This is a genomic window from Larkinella fluvii, assembly GCF_051857545.1.
Classification (GTDB): Bacteria; Bacteroidota; Bacteroidia; order Cytophagales; family Spirosomataceae; genus Larkinella.
In genome coordinates this window covers 183,774-208,674 of record NZ_JBPZHB010000006.1, presented here as the reverse complement: position 1 = coordinate 208,674, position 24,901 = coordinate 183,774, and the positions used below count along the sequence as shown (strand labels likewise).

Genomic DNA, 24,901 nt, shown 5'->3' with positions numbered 1-24,901 from the left:
GGTCAAAATTTATATGAATCGCCTAACTGAGCGCGTTCGACAATCAATTCATCTTTGCGTTTGGGATCTTTCTCATTCCTGATCTCAACACCCAACTTCCGATATCTGTCGTATGCTTCCAAACCCTTCGGCAACATGAGTTCGTCCAATCCAAAATCTGCACTTAGAATATCATTCGGATCATCGCCTTCGGGTGCCACACCGTTACGAAATTTTACTTCGCCGTTTTCATCGAAATAAAGAATAAACCGCTCGCAGGGCTCGAAAGCGGAAGCGATGATTGGTGAATGAGTGGCGAAGAAGAATTGTGCGGTTGGGGCTAATGAAGTATAGTGTGTAATTAATTCGCGCTGAATGTCGGGAAAGAGAGAGCGTTCGGGCTCATCAAAGAGAATAACTCCTTGACTAACGTTTATTTTATAAATAGGAATCGAGGTAGATATTAGCTGTTTAGTACCTGTACTTAAATATTTGCCACCGATATGCTCTCCTTGTTTTGTTTTTAAAACAAGTCGGGACTCTGTACCTTCTGTATCTACTTCTAAGTGAAATAAACGCAAAATCTGATTTAAACAGTTTTCTGCTAAGTCAGCTCTTGGATTAGGATGCTCTTTTTGCCACTGACTTATTTGATTGATCAAGCGATCTCTACTGAATGAGTTTTTGCTGACCAAATTGGCTGCAAATTGTTTCAAGCTATTATCATATTTATCTATTTCTCCTAATAAGGTTGACCATAAAAGCTCGGAAGGGTGATCGCTTAGACCTAATATTGAAGTGTTAATTTTAGTATCGAAAATATCAAATAGTTCGTCTACCTCATTTTTTTTACTAACCACGTCCCGCTCTATTTCTCGTTCTTCAAGAAGGTTTTTAGATGAACTCACAGCTGCTTCATCAATGTACAAGCATAAACATCCTGAGCTTATAAGGTCTTTTAAACCGCTGTACTTAGGGCGTTCAATAAGCATGAGGAAATTGGAAGAGGGAGATAAGAACTGTTGTTCTTCAGTTAGCCAGCTAAGGCTTTCGTCTATAAAACGATTACTTAAACTGATTTTATTTTCATTATGAATACTATGGATCTTTATAGTTTGAAAGGTCTTGCTAAAATTTTTATTAGCAAAAATAGTTCTGCTTATTTTTGGTGAAAAGGTGGTACTGATTACTTTAAAAAAATCCCAGACAATATTCAGCAAAGTCGTCTTCCCCGTCCCGCTCTGCCCAATAAAACACACCTTATCCAATGGCTGTCCTGCTTTCGCATGCCCTGCCGGATACGTAAAATCAAACTTAATATTCTTGAACTGACGATATTCACCGATTTCAATCCCGGTTATTTTCATAGTCTGTTATTATTCTTATAATGTTTTAAATCCGTAACCGGATGGCATCTTTCATAATACAATGCCTTCACGTCTGATAAAATAATAGATCGCGTTTGGTCTATTTTTATAATCGCTTTCAGTAACGGCCTTTGTCGACAATAGTATGTTGTTGCTGATCATCAAATCAAATTTTAAGGCAACAAGGTCGTTGATCTCTTGTAATCTTGATACGTTTTTGTCTTTCAATACGATAAGTAGATCAATGTCAGATTCCTCATGGTAATCGCCACGCGCATAAGAACCATATAAAATAATTCGATCAAGCCGACTTTTATACCAGGTTTCCAGCCTTGATTTTACTGCCTTAATAAGGGACTGAATATGGTCTGGAAGGGTTGCCAAATGGTCGGCAGGATTAATGCTTGTTTCCATCTCTATACCGTTTGCATCGTCTGTAACAACCCTTCCCCAATCATCCGGTCGTTCGACAACCGGGGTACTTTGTTCTGCCCTCCCAGTTTGCCCTGCGACTTCATGTAATTCCGGAACGTTTCGCGGGGCAAAACCGTCAGCTTCAGGGGCCGCAGGATGCTGCCCGAAATCAGATCTTTGTAATACACGTTCAATTCGGTCAACCGGCGGTCGAGGTCGCGGACGAAGGCTTCGGCATTGTGCGGTGGCGTCGCAAATTCAACAAACCACTCGTGATAAGGCAGTCCTTCGCGGGGCGAAACCATCGGGGCCACGGTGAATTCGACCACTTCCGTTTCGGGGTGTTGCTCCATCGCGTAGTACAAGGCTTTTTCAACTTCCTCGCCGATGACGTGTTCGCCAAAGGCCGAGATAAAGTGCTTGATGCGCCCCGTCACCAGCAGCCGATACGGATCGTTCGAAACAAACTTAACGGTATCGCCCAGCGAATAGCCCCACAAACCGGCGTTGTTGTGAATGACCACGGCGTAATTCTTGCCCAGTTCGACCTGCTCGATGGTCAGCCGGCGCGGGTTTTTGGAAAAATAGTCTTCCGCAGGAATGAATTCGAAGAAAATACCGCTGTTCAGCATCATCAGCAGCCCTTCTTCCGTTTGCGTATCCTGATAGGCAATGAAGCCCTCCGAAGCCGGGTAGGTTTCGATGCTATCAATTTTCTTGCCAATGGATTCGTACAATTTCGCCCGATACGGTTCAAAGTTGACACCCCCGTAGACAAACAGCGAAAAGTCGGGGAAAACGTCTTTGATCTTCTTCCCGGTTCGCGCCTGAATCCGGTCGAAATACATCTGCACCCAGGGCGGAATGCCCGAAATCAGCGACATCGGCTGCGTCAGCGTTTCGTCGATGATCTTTTCCAGTTTGTTTTCCCAGTCCTCAATAGTGTTGGTTTCGTACGACGGCAACTGGTTGGTGCGTAGGTAGGCCGGAACATGGTGGTTGGAAATACCGGAAAGCCGCCCGATGTTGATGCCGTTTTTGACGACCAATTCGGGGCTGCCCGACAGAAAAATCAGCTTCTTGTCCAGAAAAGCCGCCTTTCCGGTTTCGTGAATGTAGTTCAGCAGGGCGTCGCGGGCCGAGTTGATGTGGTTGGGAATCGACTCTCTGGTGATCGGAATGTACTTTGTGCCGGAAGTGGTTCCGGACGTTTTGGCCATATAAACCGGCTTCCCTTTCCACAATACATCCGACTCACCGGCCAGAATCCGCTCGATATACGGTTTGAGGTCTTCGTAGTCGCGGATGGGAACGGCCTGCCGAAATTCGGGGTAGGAGTTAATGTCTTTAAACCGGTGATCGCGGCCAAAAGCGGTATTTTTGGCCCCCTCGAGCAGGGCCTGAAACCACCGTTGCTGCGTCTCGCCCGGTCGGTGCATCCACTCCTTTTGCCGCTGTACGACAAACTGCGCCAGTGGCTTGCTCAATACTGATCGGATTCCCATAGCCCCGCAAAGGTAACAGTTTTACGCTAATGTATCCCGGGGGAATGATATTCTGAACAACCCGGCCCGGTGTTCCAAACCGTCGTTTTTTTAGTAAACAACCCCCATGGATAAAAAATAATAAAAATCCAATTATTTAGCGATAGTTGTCTCGAATTATGTATATTTTTGCACCTCCAAAAACAGGAGCTACACCGTGCTTGCACGAAAATAACGAATGGCACTATTTAACTTTCTTTCAAGCGATATTGCGATTGACCTCGGTACCGCCAATACGCTGATTATTCACAAAGACCGGATTGTGGTGGATGAGCCTTCGATCATCGCTATGGACAAAATTAATGGGAAAGTCCTGGCGATTGGTCACAAGGCGATGCAAATGCACGAAAAGACGAACGAGAATATCAAAACAATCCGCCCGCTTAAAGACGGTGTCATCGCCGACTTTACGGCCGCTGAGCTGATGATTCGCGGGTTGATTAAGATGATCGATACGGGCAACCGGCTGTTTTCACCCTCCCACCGGATGGTGATCTGCATTCCGTCTGGTATCACAGAAGTGGAAAAGCGGGCCGTCAAGGACTCTGCCGAACACGCCGGTGCCAAAGAAGTGTACATGGTTCACGAACCGATTGCGGCAGCCATCGGAATCGGGATCGATATTACCCAACCGAACGGAACGATGATTGTCGACATCGGCGGAGGAACCACAGAAATTGCGGTTATTGCCCTGTCGGGAATCGTCTGCGAACAGTCGATCCGGATTGCCGGTGACGTGTTCACCCGCGACATTGTCGATTACATGCGCCGGGAACACAACCTGCTGATCGGCGAACGCTCGGCGGAACAAATCAAGATGGAGGTGGGTTCGGCGCTGCCCGAACTCGACAATCCACCGGCAGACTACGAAATCCGGGGCCGCGATTTGATGACCGGGATTCCGAAAGAAATTAAGGTTACTTACAGCGAAATTGCCTACGCCCTCGATAAATCCATTTCGAAGATTGAAGAAGCGGTGATGAAGGCGCTGGAAATTTCGCCACCGGAATTGTCTGCCGATATTTATACGAACGGGATTCACCTCACGGGCGGTGGCGCGTTGCTGCACGGTCTCGACAAGCGGATCGGTGCCAAAACCAAGCTGCCGATCCACGTGGCCGACGATCCACTGAAAGCCGTCGTGAAAGGAACCGGCGAGGTCATCAAAAACCTCGACATGTACAAATCCGTCCTAATTAGTTAAGAGTGATGAGTTAAGAGTTAAGACGGGGCCGCCCAGCGGTTGGCTGAAGCAGGCTGACTTTTAACTCTTAACTCTTAACTCATAATTCTTAACTCCCTATGTTCGAGTTATTCCAGTTCATCGTCCGAAGCCGGAACATCATTTTGTTTGTTCTGCTCGAGGTGCTGAGCTTTTATTTTATAATCAATACCAATAACTACTGGAGCGTTCGGTATTTCAATACTTCCAATTATTACGCAGCCAAAATTCTGGACTGGTCGAACAAGGCGCAGGAATATGCCCGGCTGCGGCAGGTTAACACCGATCTGGCCGAAGAAAACCGGCGGCTCAATACGCTCGTTACCCAGCTTCAGCAGCAAAAACCGCAAGCTCCTACCAGCTACCAGACGGATTCGATTTTCGCCACCCGGTTTCAGTACCGAGTGGCCCGGGTGATCAACAACACCACGCAGCACCCCAACAATTACATCACGCTGGACAAAGGCAGCGCCGATGGCATCAAACCCGGCATGGGGGTTATTTCGCCCACCGGCGTTGTCGGCAAAGTCAAAATTTGTTCCGAACACCTTTCGATCGTTACTTCCATTCTGCATTCGGATTACATGGTTTCTTCCAAACTGGTGAAAGCCGGGGTCATCGGGACCGTTAAATGGGATGGCATCAATCCGACCCGGATGAAAATGCTGGACATTTCGCGCAACACAAAAATGTACCGGGGCGATTCGGTGGTCACGTCGGAATACAACGCCATTTTCCCGTCGGGGCTTCTGGTGGGCCGCGTCATCCGGGTTGGCGAAATGCCCAATCAAACTTTCCACGATGTCACCCTGTCCGTGGGGACGGATTTTAATAACCTGTCTTTCGTTTACGTTGTCGAGAATAAATTGCAGGGCGAACAGGAAAAACTGGAAGAAACCACCGAACCGGAACGGAGATAAAGTCAACACAAACCCATGACGTTACGCGAAATACTGAACATCATTTTCCTGTTTGTGTTGTACCTGGCCCTCCAGATTCTGATTGTCCGGAATCTGGTGCTGTTCGATGTGGCGTTTTGCTTTGTTTACGTGGCCTGTATTTTGTTATTGCCCGCCGAAATGAGCCTGTCGGCTACGTTACTGACGGCTTTTGGGGTCGGAATTATCGTCGATACGTTTTACAACACGCTCGGAATGCACGCGGCCGCGACGGTATTGATGACTTACGTTCGGCCGGCGGTGGTGCGGTTTCAGGCGGCCCAGCGGGGCTTCGACAGCCGGATTGTCTTTTCGATTCACGAAATGGGTTCGCGCAATTTCTTTTACTACGTCCTGATGCTCACCTTCATCCACCACTTCGCGCTCTTCCTGATCGAAGCCAATAACGTCCTCCTTTTTCTGCCAGCCATGGTAAAAATTGTCGCCAGTACGGTATTTACTTCCGTCACCATCATGCTGGTGCAGTATTTTTCGCGGAATTAATTCTCTGGCTTCTGGGTCATATCTTTTTGTTATTTTTGGACATGTTAAAATTGTTGACATACAAATTTTAATAAAACTTACATATCCAATTTGAAATATGAACTACAGAGAGAGAATTGTTGCTGACCATCAAATTATGTTGGGAAAACCGGTGATCAAGGGAACGCGAATTACTGTGGAACTGATCTTGCGTAAAATGTCCGAAGGAGCAGCCATTCCCGATCTGCTGAGAATGTATCCTCATTTGCAGGAAGCCGATGTTTTGGCTGCGTTGATGTATGCTTCCGATTTAATGGCAAATGAAGAGATGATTGATTTGTCGGCGGCATGATTATCGCAGACGAAAACATCGATCATTCTATCATTGCGGCTTTGCACTACGACAATTACTCCCCACAAAATTAGAATAAGACGGTTAAGGTAATTGCTTCTCCACGTACTCTATTCCTTACCATCATCTCGCTAACGAATTTGTCGAAATCCTATTCGATAGCGATAAATTCCTATATTACGGCTTTTTTGCAGCATCATTCCTAAAATCAGCCGAATTTCAGCCCCTTATGCCCACTTACATAGCCGCCATCGACCAGGGCACCACCAGTACCCGTTGCATCGTTTTTGATCGCCAGGGCAACATCGTCTCCATCGGACAGAAAGAACATTCCCAGATTTATCCGCAACCCGGTTGGGTGGAACACGATCCGGAGGAAATCTGGCGCAATACGCAGGAGGTCATTGCGCGGGCCCGCATCAATGCCCAGCTTCAGGCCAGCGACATTGCCGCCGTCGGGATCACGAATCAGCGTGAAACCACCGTGGTCTGGAACCGAAAAACCGGAAAACCGTATTACAACGCCCTCGTCTGGCAGGACACCCGCACCGGCGATCTGGTGGCCAAATACGCTGAGGAAGCCGGGCAGGACCGGTTTCGGGCGGCCACCGGATTGCCGATGGCCACGTATTTCAGTAGTTTGAAAATCAAGTGGATATTGGACAACGTACCGGAAGTGCGCGACGATGCGGAGCGCGGTCTGGCGTTGTTTGGCAACATGGACACGTTCCTGATCTGGCATCTGACGGGCGGGATCTACAACGGGCAGCACATCACCGATGTGACCAACGCCAGCCGGACCCAGTTGATGAACCTGGAAACGCTGGAGTGGGACGATGCCTTGCTGGAAGCCTTCGACATTCCGCGGGCGATGCTGCCGCAAATCCGGTCGAGCAGTGAAGTCTACGGAACCGTGACCTCGGAAGTGCTGCCGGGCGTTCCCATCGCCGGTATTCTGGGCGACCAGCAGGCGGCTTTGGTCGGGCAGACGTGTTTTGAACCGGGCCAGGCTAAAAATACCTACGGAACCGGCTGTTTTCTGCTCATGAATACCGGCACCGAACTGCGCCATTCGACCTGTGGTTTGCTGACGACGGTGGCCTACCGGTTTGGTGATCAGCCCGTTCACTATGCCTTGGAAGGCAGCGTAGCCATTGCCGGGGCGCTGGTTCAGTGGCTGCGCGATAACCTCGGCCTGATTTCGACCAGCGCCGAGGTCGATACCCTGGCGCGAACCGTGGCCGACAACGGCGGGGCGTATTTCGTTCCGGCTTTTTCGGGGTTGTACGCACCGTACTGGAAGGCCGACGCGCGGGGCGTCATTGCCGGTTTGACGAGGTTTGTTACTAAAGCCCACCTCGCACGGGCGGTTTTGGAAGCCACGGCCTACCAGACGCTGGATGTGGTTCAGGCAATGGAAAAAGACGCCAGTATCGAACTGAGTTCGCTGCGGGTCGATGGGGGCATGACGGTCAATGAATTACTGATGCAGTTCCAGGCCGATATGCTGGGTGTACCGGTGATTCGCCCGAAAATGACCGAAACCACGGCCTTGGGCGCGGCCTATGCCGCTGGTCTGGCGGTGGGCTACTGGAGCAATTTTGACGACCTACGCCAGAACTGGGGCGTTGACCGAACCTTCGAGCCCCAGATGGCCGAAGCCGATCAGCAACGGTTTTATCGCGGTTGGCAAAAAGCCGTTGAACGGTCGTTTGGCTGGGAAAATTAACCGGTCTTCCTGTAGTCACTGAATTAATTCGGTGACTACAGGAGGGCAAAGACCATACTCCTGCGTATTTTTGCAGCCGTACATCCCGTACACGTACGTAAACCGGCTATGACGCATACGCTCATTCTTAAAAAACCACTGGCTTTCTTCGATCTGGAAACCACGGGCATCGACCCGATGAAAGACCGGATTGTTGAAATCAGTATCGCCAAGGCACTTCCCAATGGCGAGGTCGTCATCAAAACCCAACGCATCAATCCCACGATTCCCATCCCGATCGAAACCAGTCTGATTCACGGTATTTACGACGAGGATATAAAAGACGAACCGACCTTCAAAACCGTGGCCCGCTCCATGGCCCAGTTTCTGGACGGCTGTGATTTGGGTGGTTACAACTGCAACCGCTTCGATATTCCCCTGTTAGTAGAAGAATTTTTGCGCGCCAATGTCGATTTTGACCTCAAAAACCGGCGTCTGATCGACGTACAACGGATTTTTCATATGATGGAACCGCGAACGTTGAAAGCCGCCTACAAGTTTTATTGTGGCAAAGACCTGATCAACGCCCACAGCGCGGAAGCCGATACCGTTGCCACATTTGAGGTGCTGGAGTCGATGGTGGTTCGCTACGACGGCGCCATTGTCAACGACGAAAAAGGCAACGAAATCATCATTGGCAACGATGTCGATATTCTCAACAAGCTGATGCTGAACAACAACGTCGATTTGCGGGGCCACATGGTCTACAACAAAGAAGGCAAGGAAGTGGTCAATTTTGGCAAACACAAAGGCACGCTGGTGGTGGATGTGCTGCAAAAAGAACCGTCTTTCTACGACTGGATTCTGAAAAGTGAATTTCCGCTCGACACCAAACGGAAACTGACGGAGATCAAACTGCGGATGTTTAACAAACGATGATCGCGGCAGAAAACCGTCCGGTAACCTGTACTCATTCCAAATTCCCAAACCATTTGAGTAAGCGGGAATATTACTTAACTTTGCCGGGTCTTCTCCGCTGCTCACCCAGAACCGGAACAAGGCCTTAACCAGTAGTAATCGAACTTCAGAGTCGTATGCAGCCAACCCAAGTGCCGATTCAAGTACCCGAAGTGATCCAACTGATCGACTTGAAATACTACCTCATCATTAGCACGGCGCTGTTTGTCATCGGCATTATCGGTGTGTTGACCCGGCGAAATGCCATCATCATTTTCATGTCGATTGAGCTGATGCTCAACTCTGTCAATTTGATGCTCATTGCTTTCTCATCCTACCGGGCCGATCCTACCGGTCAGGTTTTTGTCTTTTTCATCATGGCAGTTGCTGCGGCCGAAGTAGCCATTGGGCTCGCCATCATCGTGATGATTTACCGCAATACCCGTTCAATTGACGTCGGCTTGCTCAATAAACTCAAGTGGTAAGTTTTAATAAATGATGAATTATGAATGATGAACGATGACGTCCACACGTTGGGCTGACGTATTTAATTCATAACTCATCATTCATCATTCAAAATAACGCTATAGCTCTAAGAAATGCAGACGGATTTACTGATACTCTTGATTCCGCTGTTGCCTTTAATCGGATTCATTATTAATGGAATTGGTTTTCGGAAGGTGCCAGCGGGTCTGGTCGGAATCATCGGCGCTTTAGGCCCCCTGGCCGCTTTTGCCTGTGTTCTGCTGGTGTTCGACGGTTTTACGACCATTTCTGAACTAGGGAATGCCGCCCCCATCCGAACGGTTTTGTTCGACTGGATCACGGTCGGCCACTTCAACATCCCATTTTCGTTCCAGATCGACCAGCTTTCGCTGATTATGCTGCTGATTGTGACCGGTGTCGGATCATTGATCCACATCTATTCCATCGGCTACATGAAACACGACGACGGTTACGGAAAGTTTATGGCTTTCCTGAACCTGTTTTTGTTCTTTATGCTCCTGCTGGTGATGGGGTCTAACTACGTCGTCATGTTCATCGGTTGGGAAGGCGTCGGGCTTTGCTCGTACTTGCTGATCGGTTTCTGGAATAAAAATACGAGTTACAACAACGCGGCCCGGAAAGCCTTCGTCATGAACCGCATCGGGGACCTCGGTTTCCTGCTCGGTATTTTCATGATCATGGGCGCGTTCGGCACCGTCGAATACCTCGAAGTGTTCGAACAGGCGGCCGGTTTTCCCGTCAGCGATCCCACGGTCGTTGCCATCACGATGCTGCTGTTTGTCGGAGCGATGGGGAAATCAGCGCAGATTCCGCTCTACACCTGGCTTCCGGATGCTATGGCCGGGCCAACTCCGGTTTCGGCCCTGATTCACGCAGCCACAATGGTGACGGCGGGCATCTACATGGTAGTTCGCTCGAACGTTCTTTACACCCTGTCGCCGATTACGCTCGAAATTATGGGCGGCATTGCCATCGCCACGGCTTTGCTGGCTGCGTCGATTGGTCTGGTTCAAAACGACATCAAGAAAGTGCTGGCTTACTCTACGGTTAGTCAATTGGGGTATATGTTCCTCGGATTGAGCGTGATGGGCTATACGTCCGGCATGTTCCACGTCATGACCCACGCTTTCTTCAAAGCCTTGCTGTTCCTCGGTGCCGGTAGCGTGATCCACGCGATGGCCGATGAGCAGGACATCCGGAAAATGGGCGGTTTGCGCAAATACCTGCCGGTTACCTACTGGACCTTCCTGATTGCCACCATTGCCATTTCCGGTATTCCGCCGTTCGCCGGTTTCTTCTCGAAAGACGAAATTCTGATGCACGTCTACGAGCACAACAAATTCCTCTGGATTCTGGGTGTGATCGGCTCGGCCATGACCTCTTTCTACATGTTCCGACTGCTGTTCCTGACTTTCTTCGGACGGTTCCGTGGCACGGAGCACACGCGCGAACATTTGCATGAATCTCCCGCAACAATGACGATTCCGTTGCTGGTGCTGGCGGTTTTGTCGGTCATCGGCGGTTTCTTCAATGTGCCGGAAGCCCTGGGCGGTAGCGCCCATCTGGCTGAATTCCTGAACCCGATTTTTGAATTATCGCACAAAGTCAGACCCGAAGCGTTTAACGAAACCCTGCTGACCCACAGCGAAGAATATATGCTGATGGGTATTTCGTCGGGTGTCGCCATTTTGTCGCTGGTGGTGGCCTACGTTCTGTATATCCAGCGGGTTACGATGCCCGAGCCGGATACAGTCGATCGCCCGGTGGTCGAGAAAGTGCTGTATAACAAATATTACATTGACGAACTGTACGAAACCATCATTGTGAAACCGACCCGCGGTTTGTCGGATGCCTTCTATAGTTTCGGTGAGTTTATCATCGACGGCGTCGTGAACGGCATCGGCTGGGGCGTCAAACAAACGTCGGGGCAGTTGCGGAAAATGCAGACCGGTTCAATCGGTTTCTACCTTTTCGCGATGGTCGTCAGTATTGCCACCATTCTGTGGCTGCGGTTTTTTATCAAGTTTTAGTGCATGGGCGGATTGGTCAACAGTCACTTATCATACAACTAGTAGATGCTTACACTTTCTATTCTGCTCTTTCCGATTCTGGCGGCCCTGCTGGTGCTGGCTGTTGGGGGGAAACAGGCCAAACAAATCGCTTTTCTGGGCGCTCTGGTCGAACTGGGCTTGTCGGGTTACGCTTTTTTTAGTTTTGTTCCCGACGCAACGTCGCAATTCGCCTTCGATTATCCGTGGATTGCCGCGGGCAGCATTCGCTTCAGTGCCGGGATCGACGGCGTCAGTCTGTTGCTGGTGGTGCTGACCGGCCTCCTGACTCCCCTGATCATTCTATCGGCTTTTCGCCATACCTACGAACGGCCGGCGGTTTTTTACGCCCTGATTCTGTTCATGCAAGCCGCCCTGATGGGGGTTTTCACGGCGCGGGATGCGTTTTTGTTCTACCTGTATTTTGAAGCAGCTCTGATTCCGATTTACTTCCTGGCCGCTTCCTGGGGGGGCGAAAACCGGATCGCGGTCACGTTCAAGTTCTTCGTGTACACGATTTTCGGGAGTCTCTTCATGCTGGTGGCGCTGGTTTATCTGTACTTCAAAACATCGACCGCAGCCGGTCTGCATTCGTCGGCGATTACGGATCTGTATAACCTGACGCTGAGCGCAACCGAGCAAACCTGGATTTTCTGGGCTTTCTTCATCGCCTTTGCCATTAAAATGCCGGTTTTCCCCTTCCACACCTGGCAACCCGATACCTACGTCGAATCTCCGACACCCGCTACCATGCTGCTGGCCGGTATTATGCTGAAAATGGGGGTTTATGGCGTCATTCGCCTGTTGCTGCCCATTGTTCCGGAAGGTGTTGACATGTGGGGAACCACGGCGATTGTTCTCTCCGTGATCGGCATCGTGTATGGCGCAATCATCGCCATTCGCCAGCGCGACATCAAGCGCCTGATTGCCTATTCATCCTTTTCGCACGTCGGTTTAATGGCTGCCGGGGTTTTCTCGCAAACGTCCTATGGTATTCAGGGCGCGCTGGTGCAGATGCTGGCGCACGGGATTAACGTGGTCGGCATGTTTTTCGTGGCCGATATCATCGCGTCGCGCACCAACACCCGGCTGCTCGACCAAATGGGCGGCATCACTCGTTACACGCCGAAACTGACGGTGTATTTCATGATTCTGCTGCTGGGCAGTGTAGCCCTGCCACTGACGAACGGTTTTGTCGGTGAGTTTTTGCTGCTGGCCGGTGTGTTCGAATACAACAACATTCTGGGTGCCGTAGCCGGTCTGACCATCATTTTTGGGGCGGTTTACATGCTGCGGTTGTTCCAAAAGGCGATGTTTGGCAAAACCACGGATATAACGACCGGTTTCAAAGACGTCTCCGGCAGCGAAAGCTGGGTGTTCATTCCACTTTGCATCATGGTTTTCTGGATTGGTCTGGTTCCCAACTCGTTCTTGAAACTGACCGAACCGGCCGTCGCGAATCTGTTACAGTTTATAAAATAGTTTGACGTTTAAAGTTTAATGTTTAAAGATCGACCATCTTGATAACAGACTAAACGTTAAACTTTAGACCTGATACTTCAAACGATAAAAGATATGCTTTCGATTATACTGCTGTCTGTATTTGGAATCGTACTTCTGTACCTGGGCTTTCTGAAGTCCCGGGCGGTTCTGTTACCGGCGACTTTATTTTTTATCCTGCTTGCCCTGGGAGCCGGTTTTCTGGAATGGAATAAATCGTATCTGTATTTCGGCGATATGTTGCTGGTGAGCAACACGGCGATTTTATTCACGGGCATCGTGCTGGTTTCTGCCTTTATGGTCGTTGCCCTTTCCGGTGATTTTCTGGACGATGAAGCCGCTCAACCCGCTGAATATTACGCCATTCTGTTGTTTTCAATCGTCGGTGCCATCATGATGATCGCCTACGAGAACCTGATTATGCTCTTTGTTGGCGTCGAAATTCTATCGGTCTCCATGTACGTCCTGACGGGTAGCGACAAGCGCAATCTGCGTTCCAACGAAGCGGCCCTGAAGTATTTTCTGATGGGGTCTTTTGCCACCGGCATCATGCTTTTTGGCATGGCGTTGTTGTACGGCGCGGCCGGTTCGTTCACGCTGACCGATATCAAAGGCTACATCGCGCTGGCGCAGGGTCGTCCTTCGCTGTTGCTGTATATGGGCGTATTGCTGGTGCTGATCGGAATGCTGTTCAAAGTATCCGCGGCTCCGTTTCACTTCTGGACACCCGACGTTTACGAAGGCGCGCCAACCTTGTTTACGGCTTTCATGTCGACGGTCGTCAAAACCGCTGGTTTTGCGGCTTTGCTCCAGTTGCTGTCGGTCGCTTTCGGGGCCATTTACGGTTTCTGGTGGATCACGCTGGCGGTTATTACGGGACTGACTCTGCTGGTCGGAAACCTGACGGCGGCCTATCAGGACAGCTTCAAACGGATGATGGCCTATTCGAGCATTTCCCACGCCGGCTATCTGCTGATCGGTCTGGCAGCTCTGGGTCAACAATCGAAGCAGGCGCTGGTCTTCTATTCATTGGCCTATTCCGTCGCCACCATTGCGGCCTTTGGCATTTTGCTGGTGGTGGGCAAACAGCGTGCTTCCGACGGACGGCCCGACGATACGTACGCGGCTTTCAACGGCCTATCACGTCAGAATCCCTTGCTGGCGTTCATTCTGGCGGTTTCCATGTTATCATTGGCCGGTATTCCGCTGACGGCGGGTTTCTGGGGAAAATTCATGGTTTTTTCGGCGGCAATCGACAAAGGCATGGTCTGGATTCTGGTGCTGGCGGTGTTGATGTCGGCGGTGGGGATTTATTACTACTTCCGGGTGGTGATCGCCATGTATTTCCGGGAAGGATCATCGACCTACATTCAGGTGGCTCCGTTCTACCGGTTTGTATTGATCGCGGCCACGGCCATCACGATCATTCTGGGGCTGGTGCCCGGTTTATTTCAGAATTTGATGTAGGGCCTGTCAACCGTTGGCTCATAAACTCTTCACCGATACAGGTGTAATTCGGGTAGTTTTTTACCTTTGAGTTCTCAAACAACTAAACTCCTCTGCACCAGGTGATCAGTGTGAATAACAGCCAGCCTACAACCCAGGAAGTAAAAGGGAAAAGCTTTTTTACATTCTTTTTAACGGCGCTTTTAGGAGCAACGGTCAACTTCGTCTCTCAAATCTTCTATCGAAAATTCTTCAATTTCGATACCAGCGTTTTATTGGGCTACCTGACGGCTACGGTAGTCAGTTTTCTCCCCACCAAGAATTATGCTTTTTCAGCCCGGGAAACCGGCAATACCGGTCGTGAAGTCGTCAAGTTTCTGGTGATTGCGTTGGTTGCCTGGGGTGTGCAGGTGGGCATGGCGGTGGCAACGCTGAAATGGGTCGCCAATCCGCATTTCCCGACCGCATCATTATTCTGGCGCGAAAAAAGCTCACACGTCGTCGGAATGGGATTCAGCTTTCTGGCCAATTATTTCGGGCATAAACTGTTGACTTTTCGCAGCACCGGCATGTATGACCGATTCAAAGCCCGATCCGGTCGCAGTACAGAATAAATACCATATGTAATGTGATAATAAGAAGCCTATCCTATATTTTACCAGTTGAGGGGCAGGATGTTATTGTATTTTTTGATTTTATGTTAAATTTGGGACTCAAACCTTAAACGCCCCGAGACGCAATGAAAAAAGTATTTGCACTTCTGTTCGTAGGAAGCATGCTTACCTTCGCAGCCTGCCAAAGCAAACCCAAAACGGAAGAAACGACAACAACAGACAGCACGGCTACGATGTCATCAGACAGCAGCATGATGTCGACCGACAGCGCGACGGCTGCTCCGGCTGACAGCGCGGCTGCCGATACGACGAAGTAATCCGACGGTCTGAAAACGAACTGACGGAAAAAGCCTTATCTTTATGATAGGGCTTTTTTGTTTTTAGTGGGAATGGAAGTACTTCGTCTATTTGAAAAACACCTGCCGGGCCATGCCGTCACCTATTGTTATGATTTGTGGAAAAATCATCCCTTCACATTTGTTGCGTCGCGTCCCCGGCGTACGAAGCTGGGCGATTTTCGGGCCGAACCCGGAAAAGGATTGACCATTACCGTCAACAGCGACCTGAATCCCTACGCTTTTCTGATTACTTACCTGCACGAAGTCGCTCATTTGCTGGTTTACCAACGCTATCGGCGGTTTGGTCAGCCGCACGGACCGATCTGGAAAAAAACCTTCCGGGAAGTCATGCAGCCCGTGTTGCACGAGTCGGTTTTCCCCAAAACCGTATTGATTCCATTGAAACAGTATCTCAGTAATCCGGCGGCTTCGACGGGGGCACATCCGACGCTTACCCGTTCGTTGCGGGAAATGGATGAGCAACCCGCAGGAAAACAGTTGCTGGTGGAGATGCCGGAAGGGGAGACGTTTCGTTTTTTGCAGAAAGAATACATCCGGGGCATGAAACGGCGAACCCGCGTCGTTTGTACGGAGAAGACTACAGGATTGAGAGTATCAATTTGGGCGCATGTTTGGGTGGAAAAAACGGACTAGATGCGGTTTTGCAGGTTGGCTGCTTGGAATCGGATGGGCTCTGGCTACCCAGGCGCAACCGGTGCCGTCCGCATTGGCCGAGGGATCGTGGCTGAAAATTGGCATTACCAAAACCGGCATTTACAAACTCGATGCGGCTTTTCTGACGAAGTCGGGTGTCCCTGTTTCGACCGTCGACCCGCGTACGATCCGACTTTTTGGCAACGGAGGAGCCGCCTTACCGCAAGCCAACATCAAAGACCGCCCGCGCGACCTGACCGAAAATGCCATTTGGGTAACCGGCGAAACCGATGGCCGTTTCGACACCAGCGATGCCGTCTATTTTTTTGCCGAAAGTCCGCACCCCATTTCCTACGATTCGACCACCCGGCGATTTTCGCACCAGATCAATCCCTATACCGATACGACGTATTATTTTCTGACGTTCGGTCAGAAAACCGGCAAACGCATCGCCACTCAGCCTACGCTGCCGCAAACCGGTACAGTAATCACCGAATTTGACGACTACGCGTTCTACAAAGCGGGCGGGGAAATGACCAACCTGGTTCGGTCGGGCCGGGAGTGGCTGGAATACCTCGGCATCGGAACCGATAAAACCGTGTCGTTCAATTTGCCCGGTATCGTCCCCGGTTCGAGTGCGCTGGTTACTTCCGATGTGGTAGGACGTGCGCTGATCAATACCCAGTTTCAGTTGAAATGGGGGGCGCAAGTCGTCGGAACTCAAACTATCGAAAGCGTAACGGATTACCAGTATGATCGGAAAGGCCGTCAAAACCGCCAGACGTTTACCCTAACGCCCGTTTCGCTGGAAAGTCCGGTGAAACTGACATTGTCGTACGACAGAAACGGGCAGGGCTATCTCCAATCGCTGGCGCTTCAGACCCGGCGCATCCTTCGCCGGTATGACGAACCGTTTCTTTTCCGATCGCTGGAATCGGCTCGTTCGGCAACCGTCCGCTACCTTATTCAGCAGGCCAATGCTACCATGCAGGTGTGGGATGTGACCAACCGGCAACGGCCGGTTTCGATGCCCGTCACGGTCAATGACAAGCAGGAGGGAAGCCTGCCGGCCGTGGGAAACCGCTTGCGGGAATACCTGGTTTTTTCGCTGGAGCAGGCAAGCACGCCAGAAACCGCCGTTGTGGTTGCCAACCAGAACCTGCAAAGCCGTGAAACGCCCGATTTGCTGATCGTTACCCCGGCGAGCTGGCGAGCACAGGCCGAACGGCTGGCCGATTTTCGCCGGAAAAACGATCAACTCGATGTGCTGGTCGTCAGTTCGCAGGAAGTGTACAACGAATTTGCGTCGGGACAGCCCGACCCCACGGCCCTTCGGGATTTTGCCCGTTGGCTGAACAACCAGACGCCCAATAAGCTCAAATACCTGCTGCTGTTTGGCGATGCGACGTTCGATTACAAAAACTATTCGAAGTTGCTGACCCCGGCCCAATTGGCGGCCACGTTGCCAACCTACGAAAGCCGGGAGTCGCTGCACCCGGTTTTGAGCTACAGTTCCGACGATTATTTCGGGTTTCTGGAAACCGCCGAGGGCGAGTGGACGGAAGATTTTTCGGGTGACCATTCACTGGACATTGGTGTGGGACGACTGCCGGTGAAATCCGCTGAAGAAGCCCGGACGATGGTCGATAAGCTGATCCGCTATGCCGCTACGGGGAAACTGCCGGGCGACTGGCAGACGAAAATTTCGTTTGTGGCCGACGATGGCGACCGTGATTTTCCGAACATTCACCAAACCGATGCTGACCGGCTGGCCCAGAAAATAACGACCTTACGACCGCCGTTTCGGGCCGAAAAACTGTATCTGGACAGTTTTGCCCAAGAGTCGAGCCCTGGCGGGCAAAAAGCTCCGCTCGTGAATCAGGCCATTACGAAGGCGTTGAACGACGGTCGGTTGATTGTCAATTATACGGGCCACGGGGGCGAGTCGGGTTGGGCCGAGGAACAGGTGGTGACCTTGCAGGACATTCTGGGCTGGACCAACCAGCGGCTCCCGATTTTTGTGACGGCCACCTGCCAGTTTGGTCGCTACGACGATCCGGCGCAGACGTCCGGGGCCGAACTGGCCTTGTTAAACCCGCAGGGCGGCAGCATTGCCCTGCTGACGACGGCCCGACCGGTTTACGCCAGTACGAATTATCTGTTGAACAACGCCTTTTACGACGCCCTCGCCCAAAATACCGCCGACGGTGCGCCCCGGCTGGGCGATTTGATCCGGCTGACTAAAAATGGCAGCCTTAGCGGAAGCCTAAACCGCAACTTTACGCTCCTGGGCGATCCGTCCATGCAACTGGCTTTTCCGACAGCCCAGGCCGTACTGACCCGCATCAATGGAAAAACCGTTGGAGCCCAGGCCGACACGCTCCGGGCGCTGGAAACCGTTCGGCTGGAAGGCGAAGTTCAGCAGGGCCGGTCGGTTCTTAATCCATTTAATGGGTACGTAAAAGTGACGCTGTTCGACAAAGCGGACACCATAACGACCAACGGCACCGAGTTCAGTCCGCCAATGAACTATGCCGAATACCGGAGTCCGTTATATGCCGGTCAGGTGCGCGTTCAGAATGGCAGGTTCGTCTGTCAGTTTGTGATGCCCAAAGATCTGGACTACCGCGTTGGTCTGGGAAAACTGTTTCTGTATGCTGTTCAGGCGGACAGTCTGGTCGAAGCCGCCGGGAGTTACGATAATTTATTAATCGGTAACAGCGTCCCGAATCCGGTGGCCGATGCGAAGCCGCCGGTCATCCGTCTGTTTATAAACGATACAACCTTTAGAGACGGCGGAACGGTTTTTGGACCGATTACTACACTGATTGCCAAACTAAATGACGAAAATGGCATCAATATTGCGCGTAATGGTATTGGTCACGAAATAACGGTTCGTCTGAACGACGGGACGCCGGTTGTGGTGAATGCGTATTTTACACCCAATCTGGATGATTCGGGGGGCGGGACGGTTCAGTATGACTGGCCAAACCTGCCACCGGGTGCGTACACAGTTCAGGTAAAAGCGTGGGATGTTTACAATAATCCATCGGAAACAACGTTGACTTTTGTAGTTTCCGCACAACCGCCCCTGGTCATTCGGTCGGTTGCTGTAACACCCAACCCATTTCAGGAACAAGCGAACTTCGGTTTGCAACACAATCGGCCCGGCGATGCGTTAGAAAGTACGCTGCTGATTACCGATTTGAGCGGCCGAACGGTGAGCGAACGAATCGATCAATGTTCCAACTGCAACGCGTCTATTACCGGACTAAGCTGGAACGGAACCATGCCGGGCGGAGCTGCCGTTATACCCGGTTTGTATGTATATCGGCTTATTTTGCGTTCAATGTCGGATGGCTCGTCGGCCATGCATTCGGGCAAGTTGCTCTACGTTAGATAGTTATAAAAATATATTCTAATCGTCCTTTTATATTCTATCTTAAACATCGTAAATTTGGCGTTCTTACCCTGGTTACCCAACGAACGCGCTGATTCGGGAGTTAATTAAACCTCTTTTATGACACGTACCTTATCGTCAATTTGTTTACTTGGTTGCCTGACACTTCCGCTTGTTTCGAATGCCCAGGTTAGTGGGGGGTTAATGGGACAGGACACGGTTGCGTACCGGATTCCTCAAATGTCATTGCCGTTCCTGAACTTTACGCCCGACGCCCGCAGTGCCGGGTTGGGGGATGCCGGTGCCGCGCTGGGTGCCGACGCCAATGCGGTTTTCTGGAATCCGGCGAAGCTGGTTTTTGCCGAGAAGAATCAGGGGCTGGCGTTGTCGTATACGCCCTGGCTGCGGAGTATCGGGGTAGACGATATGTATTTTACGTTCTTATCGGGCTACAAAAAAGTGAGTAAGAACGATGTGATCGGTCTTTCGCTGATGTATTTCGATATGGGAACCATCGACTTTACGACCATTCTGGGTCAGCCGGCCGGTTCATTCAATTCCAGAGAATATGCCGTCACGGCTTCGTATTCCCGCCGGTTGTTTCAAAACTTCTCGATGGGCGTCAACCTGCGCTACATCAACTCTAACCTTTCCGGCAATTACTCGGTCAATGGCGTCTCGCTGAAACCGGCATCGACGGCGGCTTTCGACATTAGTGCTTTCTACCAGAACGAAGTTCGGGACGATATTACCGGCAAAGGGTTCAAATGGGCCTTCGGCGGGATTATTTCCAACATTGGCGGTAAAGTAACCTACGGTACGTCTACACCAGCGCCCATCCCAACCAACCTGAAATTAGGGACGGCCCTGACGTTGTATACCGATAAATTCAACAAATTCAACTTCATTCTCGACCTGAACAAGTTGATGGTACCGACTCCGCCGGTGTACCAAACCGTCAACGGGGTGGTTCAGTACAACGGTGTCAATCCTATCATTGCACAGGGGAAAGATCCGAACCGGCCAACCCTCAGCTCGATTTTCGGTTCGTTCTCCGATGCGCCCGATGGCTTCTCGGAAGAGGTCAAGGAAATCAACATTGCCACTGGTATTGAATACTGGTATAACGAACAGTTCGCTGCCCGCGTTGGCTATTACCACGAACCTCGCCTGAAAGGCGGTCGGCAATACTTTACGACCGGTCTGGGCATTCGGCTGCAACAGAAATACGGGATCGACTTTGCCTATTTGATTCCGGTCACGCAGGGTAGCCCGCTGGCGCAAACCTTCCGAATTTCGTTGATCATCGACATCGACAAAAAAGCCAAATCAGCCGAAGTGGACGATGCCGATGACAATCTTGAATAAGCGAACCTAACTTCAACTGTAACGATGGCACCCTTCGGGCGTGCCATTCTTTTTTTACCGCCTGAGCATTGCAATTGATTGAACAATGGAAGTTGTAAACCGAACCGAAGCCCCCGAATATAAACGAATTGAAGAGGTCAGGGTGCCAGCCATCGCGACGCTGGCAATGGACAATGGTCAGCCGATGTATTGGATTAACGCCGGCCAGCAGCCCATTATCCGGCTGGAAGTGATTTTCGACGCCGGGGCGTGGTATGAACCCTTACCGGGGCTGTCGTCGCTGGCGATGAAAATGCTGACAGAAGGAACCCATTCACACACTTCGGCCCAAATCAGTGAATATTTTGACCGCTACGGGGCTTTTGTCGAGCAGCAAAGCGGGACCAACCGCGCCAGCCTGACGGTTTACGGTTTGACAAAGCACCTGCCGGCGCTGTTGCCGATGATTCAGGAAATGCTGATGGAGTCGGTTATTCCGGAAAAAGAACTGAATCACCAGAAAAACATTACGCTGCAAACACTGCGGGTGAATCTGGAGAAAAACAACTTCGTCGCCAGCCGTCAGATTCGGGAAAAGGTTTTCGGTGCCCACCATCCCTACGGCCATAACCAGAAACCGGAAACGCTGGAAGCGATTCAGCGGGACGGGGTGGAAGCTTACTACCGGCAGCGCATCCGGCAACGGCCCTTCCGGGTGATGGTGGCCGGCCAGATTACCGAAACCGAGATCGCGTTGATCAACCAATATCTCGGCCATCAGGTCGTTGAAACCGTTCTGGAAACCGATGATGCGGCAAAAACCGCCATCAGCGATCCGTCGCCGGGTCTGGTTGATAAACCCGACAGCCTGCAATCGTCGATCCGGCTGGGGCGGTTGTTATTTACCCGCAAACACCCGGATTATTTTCCGGCGCTGGTGATGAACGAAGTGCTGGGCGGTTATTTCGGCTCCCGGCTGATGAAAAACATTCGGGAAGAAAAAGGATTTACGTACGGAATCTGGTCGAATCTGGCGATGCACCCCAATGAGGGATCGTTCCTGATCGGAACTGACGTCAAACGCGAAAATACGCAGGAAACACTCGATGAAATCGGGAAGGAAATCCGGCGGATGCGCGAGGAACTGGTGCCGGACGACGAACTGGAAACGGTTCGGAACTACATGGCGGGCTCCTACGTGGGCAATCTCAATACGCCGTTTGAAATTGCCGACCGCTATAAAGCGCTGCTCTTCGACGGTTTACCCGCCGACTACATCTCGACCTACATCGATCACATTCGTGCCGTCACGGCAGATCAGGTTCTGGAAATGGCCAACCGGTATTTGCCGGATGGGTCGTTGATTGAAGTGGTGGTTGGTGGAAAATAGTACCCACGGACTTTAGTCCGTGAAATTCAGGCACATCCTGGACTCGTGCTAGAATCTCACGGACTAAAGTCCGTGGGTACCTACTGAATTTCAAACGCCGATAACTCCACAAACTTCGCTACGCGCTCGTTGATCTCATCTGTTGTTAAATTAAAGAGCCGTTCGGCACCGAATTTTTCGACGCAGAACGACGCCATCGCAGAACCGTAAATAATACCGCGTTTCATGTTGTTGAACGATACATCGCCAGTGCTGGCCAGATAGCCAATAAAACCGCCCGCAAACGTATCACCCGCACCGGTTGGATCAAAGACTTCTTCGAGGGGCAGCGCGGGCGCAAAAAAGATGTGGCCACCGTGGAACAGCAGCGCGCCGTGTTCGCCTTTCTTGATAATCACGGTTTTGGGTCCCATCGCACCAATTTTGGCAGCCGCTTTCACCAGGGAATATTCGCCGGACAACTGGCGGGCTTCCTCGTCGTTCACCGTCAGCACATCCACCAGTTTGATCACTTCCATGAGGTCGTCCCAGGCGATGTTCATCCAGAAATTCATGGTGTCGAGCATGATCAGTTTCGGGCGGTTCGGAAGCCGTTCGATGACCAGTTTTTGAATGGCTGGGGCGGTGTTGCCCAGCATCAGAAATTCGCAGTTGCCGTAAGCTTCGGGAATAACCGGGTCAAAATTTTCCATCACATTCAACTGAACATCGATTGTATCCCGCGTATTCATGTCGTTGTGGTATTTCCCCGACCAGAAGAACGTTTTTTCGCCCTGCCGGATTTCCAGCCCGGTGGTATCGACGCCGTGGCTTTCGAGGATGTCGATCATCTCCTGCGGGAAATCGTCGCCGACGACGGCTACCAGGTTGTTTTCATTCGTAAAATACGATGCTGACAGCGTAATGTACGTGGCGGCTCCTCCGATGATTTTATCGGTTTTGCCAAAAGGCGTTTCCAGCGCATCGAAAGCCACTGAACCAACGGTTAACAAACTCATGCTGATTGGATAAATACAGTGTAAACTAACTTGTTGAACGAACAGAAGGCTGACTGCCAGCCCCAGAATGTTGCGAAGATAGGAAAACTACGCCATTTGCCACTCGTCACAACGCGCTGACTTCCGACGAACATTGTGTAGATTTGTGGTCGAAGAAAACCGTAGGGTCGGATCGACCGATTGAAGAATGACAACACCGACACAGCCGCTAAAGTTATACAATACGCTCACCCGCCGGAAAGACCTGTTTGTACCGATTGCCGCGCCTTACGTGGGCTTGTACGTTTGTGGGCCAACGGTTTATAACTACGTGCATTTGGGCAACGTCCGCACGTTTCTGACTTTCGATACGCTGTTTCGGTATTTAACGCACATTGGCTACAAAGTTCGGTATGTGCGGAATATTACGGACGTGGGCCACCTGGTGGGCGACGGCGACGATGGCGAAGATAAGATCGGGCGGATGGCGAAACTGGAGAAGATCGAACCGATGGAAATTGTACAGCGCTACACGAACGATTTTCATTCGGTAACGGAGATGTTCAATCTGTTGTCGCCCAGCATCGAACCCACCGCAACGGGTCATATGGTCGAGCAGATCGAAGCCGTCCGGGTGTTGATCGACAAAGGGCTGGCCTACGAATCGAATGGCTCGGTTTATTTCGATATTTTGCAATACAACCAGCAGGGCGGCAACTACGGAAAGCTATCCGGGCGTATTCTGGACGACCTGCTGAACGAAACGCGTGATCTGGACGGTCAGTCGGAAAAACGGAATCCGCTGGATTTTGCCCTCTGGAAAAGAGCCGCCCCCGAACACCTGATGCGGTGGCCGTCGCCTTGGAGCAACGGTTTTCCGGGCTGGCATTTGGAATGTACCTGCATGAGTACCAAATACCTGGGGAAACAGTTCGATATTCACGGGGGTGGAATGGATTTGAAATTTCCGCACCACGAATGCGAGGTGGCGCAGGGGCAAAGCATTTATGGCGAAGAACCGGCGCGTTATTGGATGCACTCCAATATGCTGACGGTGAACGGACAGAAAATGTCGAAGTCGCTGGGCAACTCCTTTCTGCCGTCGGAACTGGTGACTGGAACGCACCACCTGCTCGAACAGCCCTACAGCCCGATGACAGTGCGTTTTTTTATGCTGCAATCGCATTACCGGAGCACGCTCGACTTTTCGAACGAAGCTCTCAAAGCGGCTCAGAAAGGCTACAAACGGCTGGCGAACGGGTTGCGGATCGCGAAGACATTGACTTATACCGCTGCCGACGACGTATTGACCGATGAGAAAAAACAGCAGGAAATTCGCAAAGCCATCGGCGATTTTTATGGTGCGCTGAACGATGATCTGAACACGGCGGTGGGCATTGCCCAGTTGTTTGCGTTGCTGAAATACGTCAATATGCTGTATGCAAACCAGCTTCAGTCGGCGGCTTTGGGAGAGGAAATTTTTACGGAATTGAAAGACTCGTTCATCCAGTTCATGGAAGGCGTTTTGGGATTAACCGAAGAAAAAACCGGGAGCCAGGCGGTATTGGACGGTATGTTGACGTTATACCGGGAGTATAAAGACCAGAAGCAATACGATAAAGTGGATCAGGTCCGTTCCTATTTCAAGGCGCAGGGGCTGGCCATCAAAGATATGAAGCACCGGATCGACTGGGCTTACGAAGAGTAGTCAAACCT

General features: G+C 51.0%; 21 protein-coding genes. 17 read left to right on the top strand and 4 right to left on the bottom strand.

The window, feature by feature from the left end:
- Nucleotides 1-2: 2 nt before the first annotated feature.
- Genes ACS5NO_RS17120 through ACS5NO_RS17110 form a run of 3 tightly spaced genes read right to left on the bottom strand, consistent with a single transcriptional unit; the run spans nucleotide 3 to nucleotide 3,265 of the window.
- Complete coding sequence (locus tag ACS5NO_RS17120; RefSeq protein WP_439416298.1) at nucleotides 3-1,346, bottom strand: AAA family ATPase; 1,344 nt, start codon at nucleotides 1,344-1,346, stop codon at nucleotides 3-5.
- 51 nt (nucleotides 1,347-1,397) lie between these two features.
- The gene (locus ACS5NO_RS17115) at nucleotides 1,398-1,760 is read right to left on the bottom strand and encodes a nucleotidyltransferase domain-containing protein (protein ID WP_439416297.1); all 363 of its coding nucleotides are present in this window, start codon (nucleotides 1,758-1,760) and stop codon (nucleotides 1,398-1,400) included.
- Nucleotides 1,761-1,762: 2 nt separating this feature from the next.
- Nucleotides 1,763-3,265, bottom strand: a complete 1,503-nt coding sequence (locus tag ACS5NO_RS17110) for a GH3 auxin-responsive promoter family protein (RefSeq protein WP_439416296.1) — start codon at nucleotides 3,263-3,265, stop codon at nucleotides 1,763-1,765.
- Nucleotides 3,266-3,482: 217 nt separating this feature from the next.
- On the opposite strand from ACS5NO_RS17110, the gene ACS5NO_RS17105 reads away from it, so the two are divergent.
- From ACS5NO_RS17105 to ACS5NO_RS17030, 16 genes are all read left to right on the top strand, one after another.
- Complete coding sequence (locus ACS5NO_RS17105) at nucleotides 3,483-4,508, top strand: rod shape-determining protein (RefSeq protein ID WP_114404541.1); 1,026 nt, start codon at nucleotides 3,483-3,485, stop codon at nucleotides 4,506-4,508.
- Nucleotides 4,509-4,606: 98 nt separating this feature from the next.
- Nucleotides 4,607-5,446, top strand: a complete 840-nt coding sequence (mreC, locus tag ACS5NO_RS17100; RefSeq protein WP_150878221.1) for a rod shape-determining protein MreC — start codon at nucleotides 4,607-4,609, stop codon at nucleotides 5,444-5,446.
- A gap of 15 nt (nucleotides 5,447-5,461) precedes the next feature.
- Nucleotides 5,462-5,968: a hypothetical protein gene (locus ACS5NO_RS17095; RefSeq protein ID WP_439416295.1), complete on the top strand. Its 507-nt coding sequence runs from the start codon at nucleotides 5,462-5,464 to the stop codon at nucleotides 5,966-5,968.
- 97 nt (nucleotides 5,969-6,065) lie between these two features.
- Nucleotides 6,066-6,299, top strand: a complete 234-nt coding sequence (locus ACS5NO_RS17090; protein ID WP_439416294.1) for a DUF433 domain-containing protein — start codon at nucleotides 6,066-6,068, stop codon at nucleotides 6,297-6,299.
- A gap of 229 nt (nucleotides 6,300-6,528) precedes the next feature.
- Nucleotides 6,529-8,028 carry a glycerol kinase GlpK gene (gene glpK / locus ACS5NO_RS17085; RefSeq protein ID WP_439416293.1) on the top strand — a complete coding sequence of 500 codons (1,500 nt, stop codon included), beginning with the start codon at nucleotides 6,529-6,531 and terminating at the stop codon, nucleotides 8,026-8,028.
- Between the two features lie 108 nt (nucleotides 8,029-8,136).
- Complete coding sequence (locus tag ACS5NO_RS17080) at nucleotides 8,137-8,946, top strand: 3'-5' exonuclease (RefSeq protein WP_114404537.1); 810 nt, start codon at nucleotides 8,137-8,139, stop codon at nucleotides 8,944-8,946.
- A 155-nt stretch (nucleotides 8,947-9,101) separates the two neighbouring features.
- Complete coding sequence (gene nuoK / locus ACS5NO_RS17075; protein ID WP_114404536.1) at nucleotides 9,102-9,449, top strand: NADH-quinone oxidoreductase subunit NuoK; 348 nt, start codon at nucleotides 9,102-9,104, stop codon at nucleotides 9,447-9,449.
- Between the two features lie 114 nt (nucleotides 9,450-9,563).
- Nucleotides 9,564-11,501 carry an NADH-quinone oxidoreductase subunit L gene (gene nuoL / locus ACS5NO_RS17070; RefSeq protein WP_439416292.1) on the top strand — a complete coding sequence of 646 codons (1,938 nt, stop codon included), beginning with the start codon at nucleotides 9,564-9,566 and terminating at the stop codon, nucleotides 11,499-11,501.
- 45 nt (nucleotides 11,502-11,546) lie between these two features.
- Nucleotides 11,547-13,001, top strand: a complete 1,455-nt coding sequence (locus ACS5NO_RS17065; RefSeq protein WP_439416291.1) for a complex I subunit 4 family protein — start codon at nucleotides 11,547-11,549, stop codon at nucleotides 12,999-13,001.
- 93 nt (nucleotides 13,002-13,094) lie between these two features.
- Nucleotides 13,095-14,486 carry an NADH-quinone oxidoreductase subunit N gene (locus ACS5NO_RS17060; protein WP_439416290.1) on the top strand — a complete coding sequence of 464 codons (1,392 nt, stop codon included), beginning with the start codon at nucleotides 13,095-13,097 and terminating at the stop codon, nucleotides 14,484-14,486.
- A gap of 101 nt (nucleotides 14,487-14,587) precedes the next feature.
- Nucleotides 14,588-15,079: a GtrA family protein gene (locus ACS5NO_RS17055; RefSeq protein ID WP_439416289.1), complete on the top strand. Its 492-nt coding sequence runs from the start codon at nucleotides 14,588-14,590 to the stop codon at nucleotides 15,077-15,079.
- Between the two features lie 125 nt (nucleotides 15,080-15,204).
- Entirely contained in the window at nucleotides 15,205-15,396 is a 192-nt protein-coding gene (locus ACS5NO_RS17050) for a hypothetical protein (protein ID WP_114404530.1), read from the top strand.
- Nucleotides 15,397-15,468: 72 nt separating this feature from the next.
- Nucleotides 15,469-16,071, top strand: a complete 603-nt coding sequence (locus tag ACS5NO_RS17045) for a SprT-like domain-containing protein (RefSeq protein ID WP_138992710.1) — start codon at nucleotides 15,469-15,471, stop codon at nucleotides 16,069-16,071.
- A 61-nt stretch (nucleotides 16,072-16,132) separates the two neighbouring features.
- Nucleotides 16,133-19,474 carry a type IX secretion system sortase PorU gene (porU, locus tag ACS5NO_RS17040; protein ID WP_439416288.1) on the top strand — a complete coding sequence of 1,114 codons (3,342 nt, stop codon included), beginning with the start codon at nucleotides 16,133-16,135 and terminating at the stop codon, nucleotides 19,472-19,474.
- A 117-nt stretch (nucleotides 19,475-19,591) separates the two neighbouring features.
- Nucleotides 19,592-20,839, top strand: a complete 1,248-nt coding sequence (porV, locus tag ACS5NO_RS17035) for a type IX secretion system outer membrane channel protein PorV (RefSeq protein WP_439416287.1) — start codon at nucleotides 19,592-19,594, stop codon at nucleotides 20,837-20,839.
- 85 nt (nucleotides 20,840-20,924) lie between these two features.
- Nucleotides 20,925-22,208 carry a M16 family metallopeptidase gene (locus tag ACS5NO_RS17030; protein WP_439416286.1) on the top strand — a complete coding sequence of 428 codons (1,284 nt, stop codon included), beginning with the start codon at nucleotides 20,925-20,927 and terminating at the stop codon, nucleotides 22,206-22,208.
- A gap of 80 nt (nucleotides 22,209-22,288) precedes the next feature.
- Here ACS5NO_RS17030 and ACS5NO_RS17025 read toward each other — a convergent pair whose 3' ends face one another.
- Entirely contained in the window at nucleotides 22,289-23,206 is a 918-nt protein-coding gene (locus ACS5NO_RS17025) for a PfkB family carbohydrate kinase (RefSeq protein ID WP_439416285.1), read from the bottom strand.
- A gap of 187 nt (nucleotides 23,207-23,393) precedes the next feature.
- On the opposite strand from ACS5NO_RS17025, the gene cysS reads away from it, so the two are divergent.
- Nucleotides 23,394-24,893, top strand: coding sequence for a cysteine--tRNA ligase (cysS, locus tag ACS5NO_RS17020; protein ID WP_439416284.1), 1,500 nt, complete (start codon nucleotides 23,394-23,396; stop codon nucleotides 24,891-24,893).
- Nucleotides 24,894-24,901 lie beyond the last annotated feature (8 nt).

Excerpts from the sequence above, each read along its gene's own strand:
- ACS5NO_RS17095 (WP_439416295.1), top strand. The coding sequence starts at position 5,462 with ATGACGTTACGCGAAATACTGAACATCATTTTCCTGTTTGTGTTGTAC.
- ACS5NO_RS17080 (WP_114404537.1), top strand. The coding sequence starts at position 8,137 with ATGACGCATACGCTCATTCTTAAAAAACCACTGGCTTTCTTCGATCTG.
- glpK (WP_439416293.1), top strand. The coding sequence starts at position 6,529 with ATGCCCACTTACATAGCCGCCATCGACCAGGGCACCACCAGTACCCGT.
- ACS5NO_RS17115 (WP_439416297.1), bottom strand. The coding sequence starts at position 1,760 with ATGGAAACAAGCATTAATCCTGCCGACCATTTGGCAACCCTTCCAGAC.
- nuoL (WP_439416292.1), top strand. The coding sequence starts at position 9,564 with ATGCAGACGGATTTACTGATACTCTTGATTCCGCTGTTGCCTTTAATC.
- ACS5NO_RS17025 (WP_439416285.1), bottom strand. The coding sequence starts at position 23,206 with ATGAGTTTGTTAACCGTTGGTTCAGTGGCTTTCGATGCGCTGGAAACG.
- ACS5NO_RS17120 (WP_439416298.1), bottom strand. The coding sequence starts at position 1,346 with ATGAAAATAACCGGGATTGAAATCGGTGAATATCGTCAGTTCAAGAAT.
- mreC (WP_150878221.1), top strand. The coding sequence starts at position 4,607 with ATGTTCGAGTTATTCCAGTTCATCGTCCGAAGCCGGAACATCATTTTG.
- ACS5NO_RS17030 (WP_439416286.1), top strand. The coding sequence starts at position 20,925 with ATGGAAGTTGTAAACCGAACCGAAGCCCCCGAATATAAACGAATTGAA.
- porV (WP_439416287.1), top strand. The coding sequence starts at position 19,592 with ATGACACGTACCTTATCGTCAATTTGTTTACTTGGTTGCCTGACACTT.
- cysS (WP_439416284.1), top strand. The coding sequence starts at position 23,394 with ATGACAACACCGACACAGCCGCTAAAGTTATACAATACGCTCACCCGC.
- ACS5NO_RS17110 (WP_439416296.1), bottom strand. The coding sequence starts at position 3,265 with ATGGGAATCCGATCAGTATTGAGCAAGCCACTGGCGCAGTTTGTCGTA.
- ACS5NO_RS17060 (WP_439416290.1), top strand. The coding sequence starts at position 13,095 with ATGCTTTCGATTATACTGCTGTCTGTATTTGGAATCGTACTTCTGTAC.
- ACS5NO_RS17050 (WP_114404530.1), top strand. The coding sequence starts at position 15,205 with ATGAAAAAAGTATTTGCACTTCTGTTCGTAGGAAGCATGCTTACCTTC.
- ACS5NO_RS17065 (WP_439416291.1), top strand. The coding sequence starts at position 11,547 with ATGCTTACACTTTCTATTCTGCTCTTTCCGATTCTGGCGGCCCTGCTG.
- nuoK (WP_114404536.1), top strand. The coding sequence starts at position 9,102 with ATGCAGCCAACCCAAGTGCCGATTCAAGTACCCGAAGTGATCCAACTG.
- ACS5NO_RS17090 (WP_439416294.1), top strand. The coding sequence starts at position 6,066 with ATGAACTACAGAGAGAGAATTGTTGCTGACCATCAAATTATGTTGGGA.
- ACS5NO_RS17045 (WP_138992710.1), top strand. The coding sequence starts at position 15,469 with ATGGAAGTACTTCGTCTATTTGAAAAACACCTGCCGGGCCATGCCGTC.
- ACS5NO_RS17105 (WP_114404541.1), top strand. The coding sequence starts at position 3,483 with ATGGCACTATTTAACTTTCTTTCAAGCGATATTGCGATTGACCTCGGT.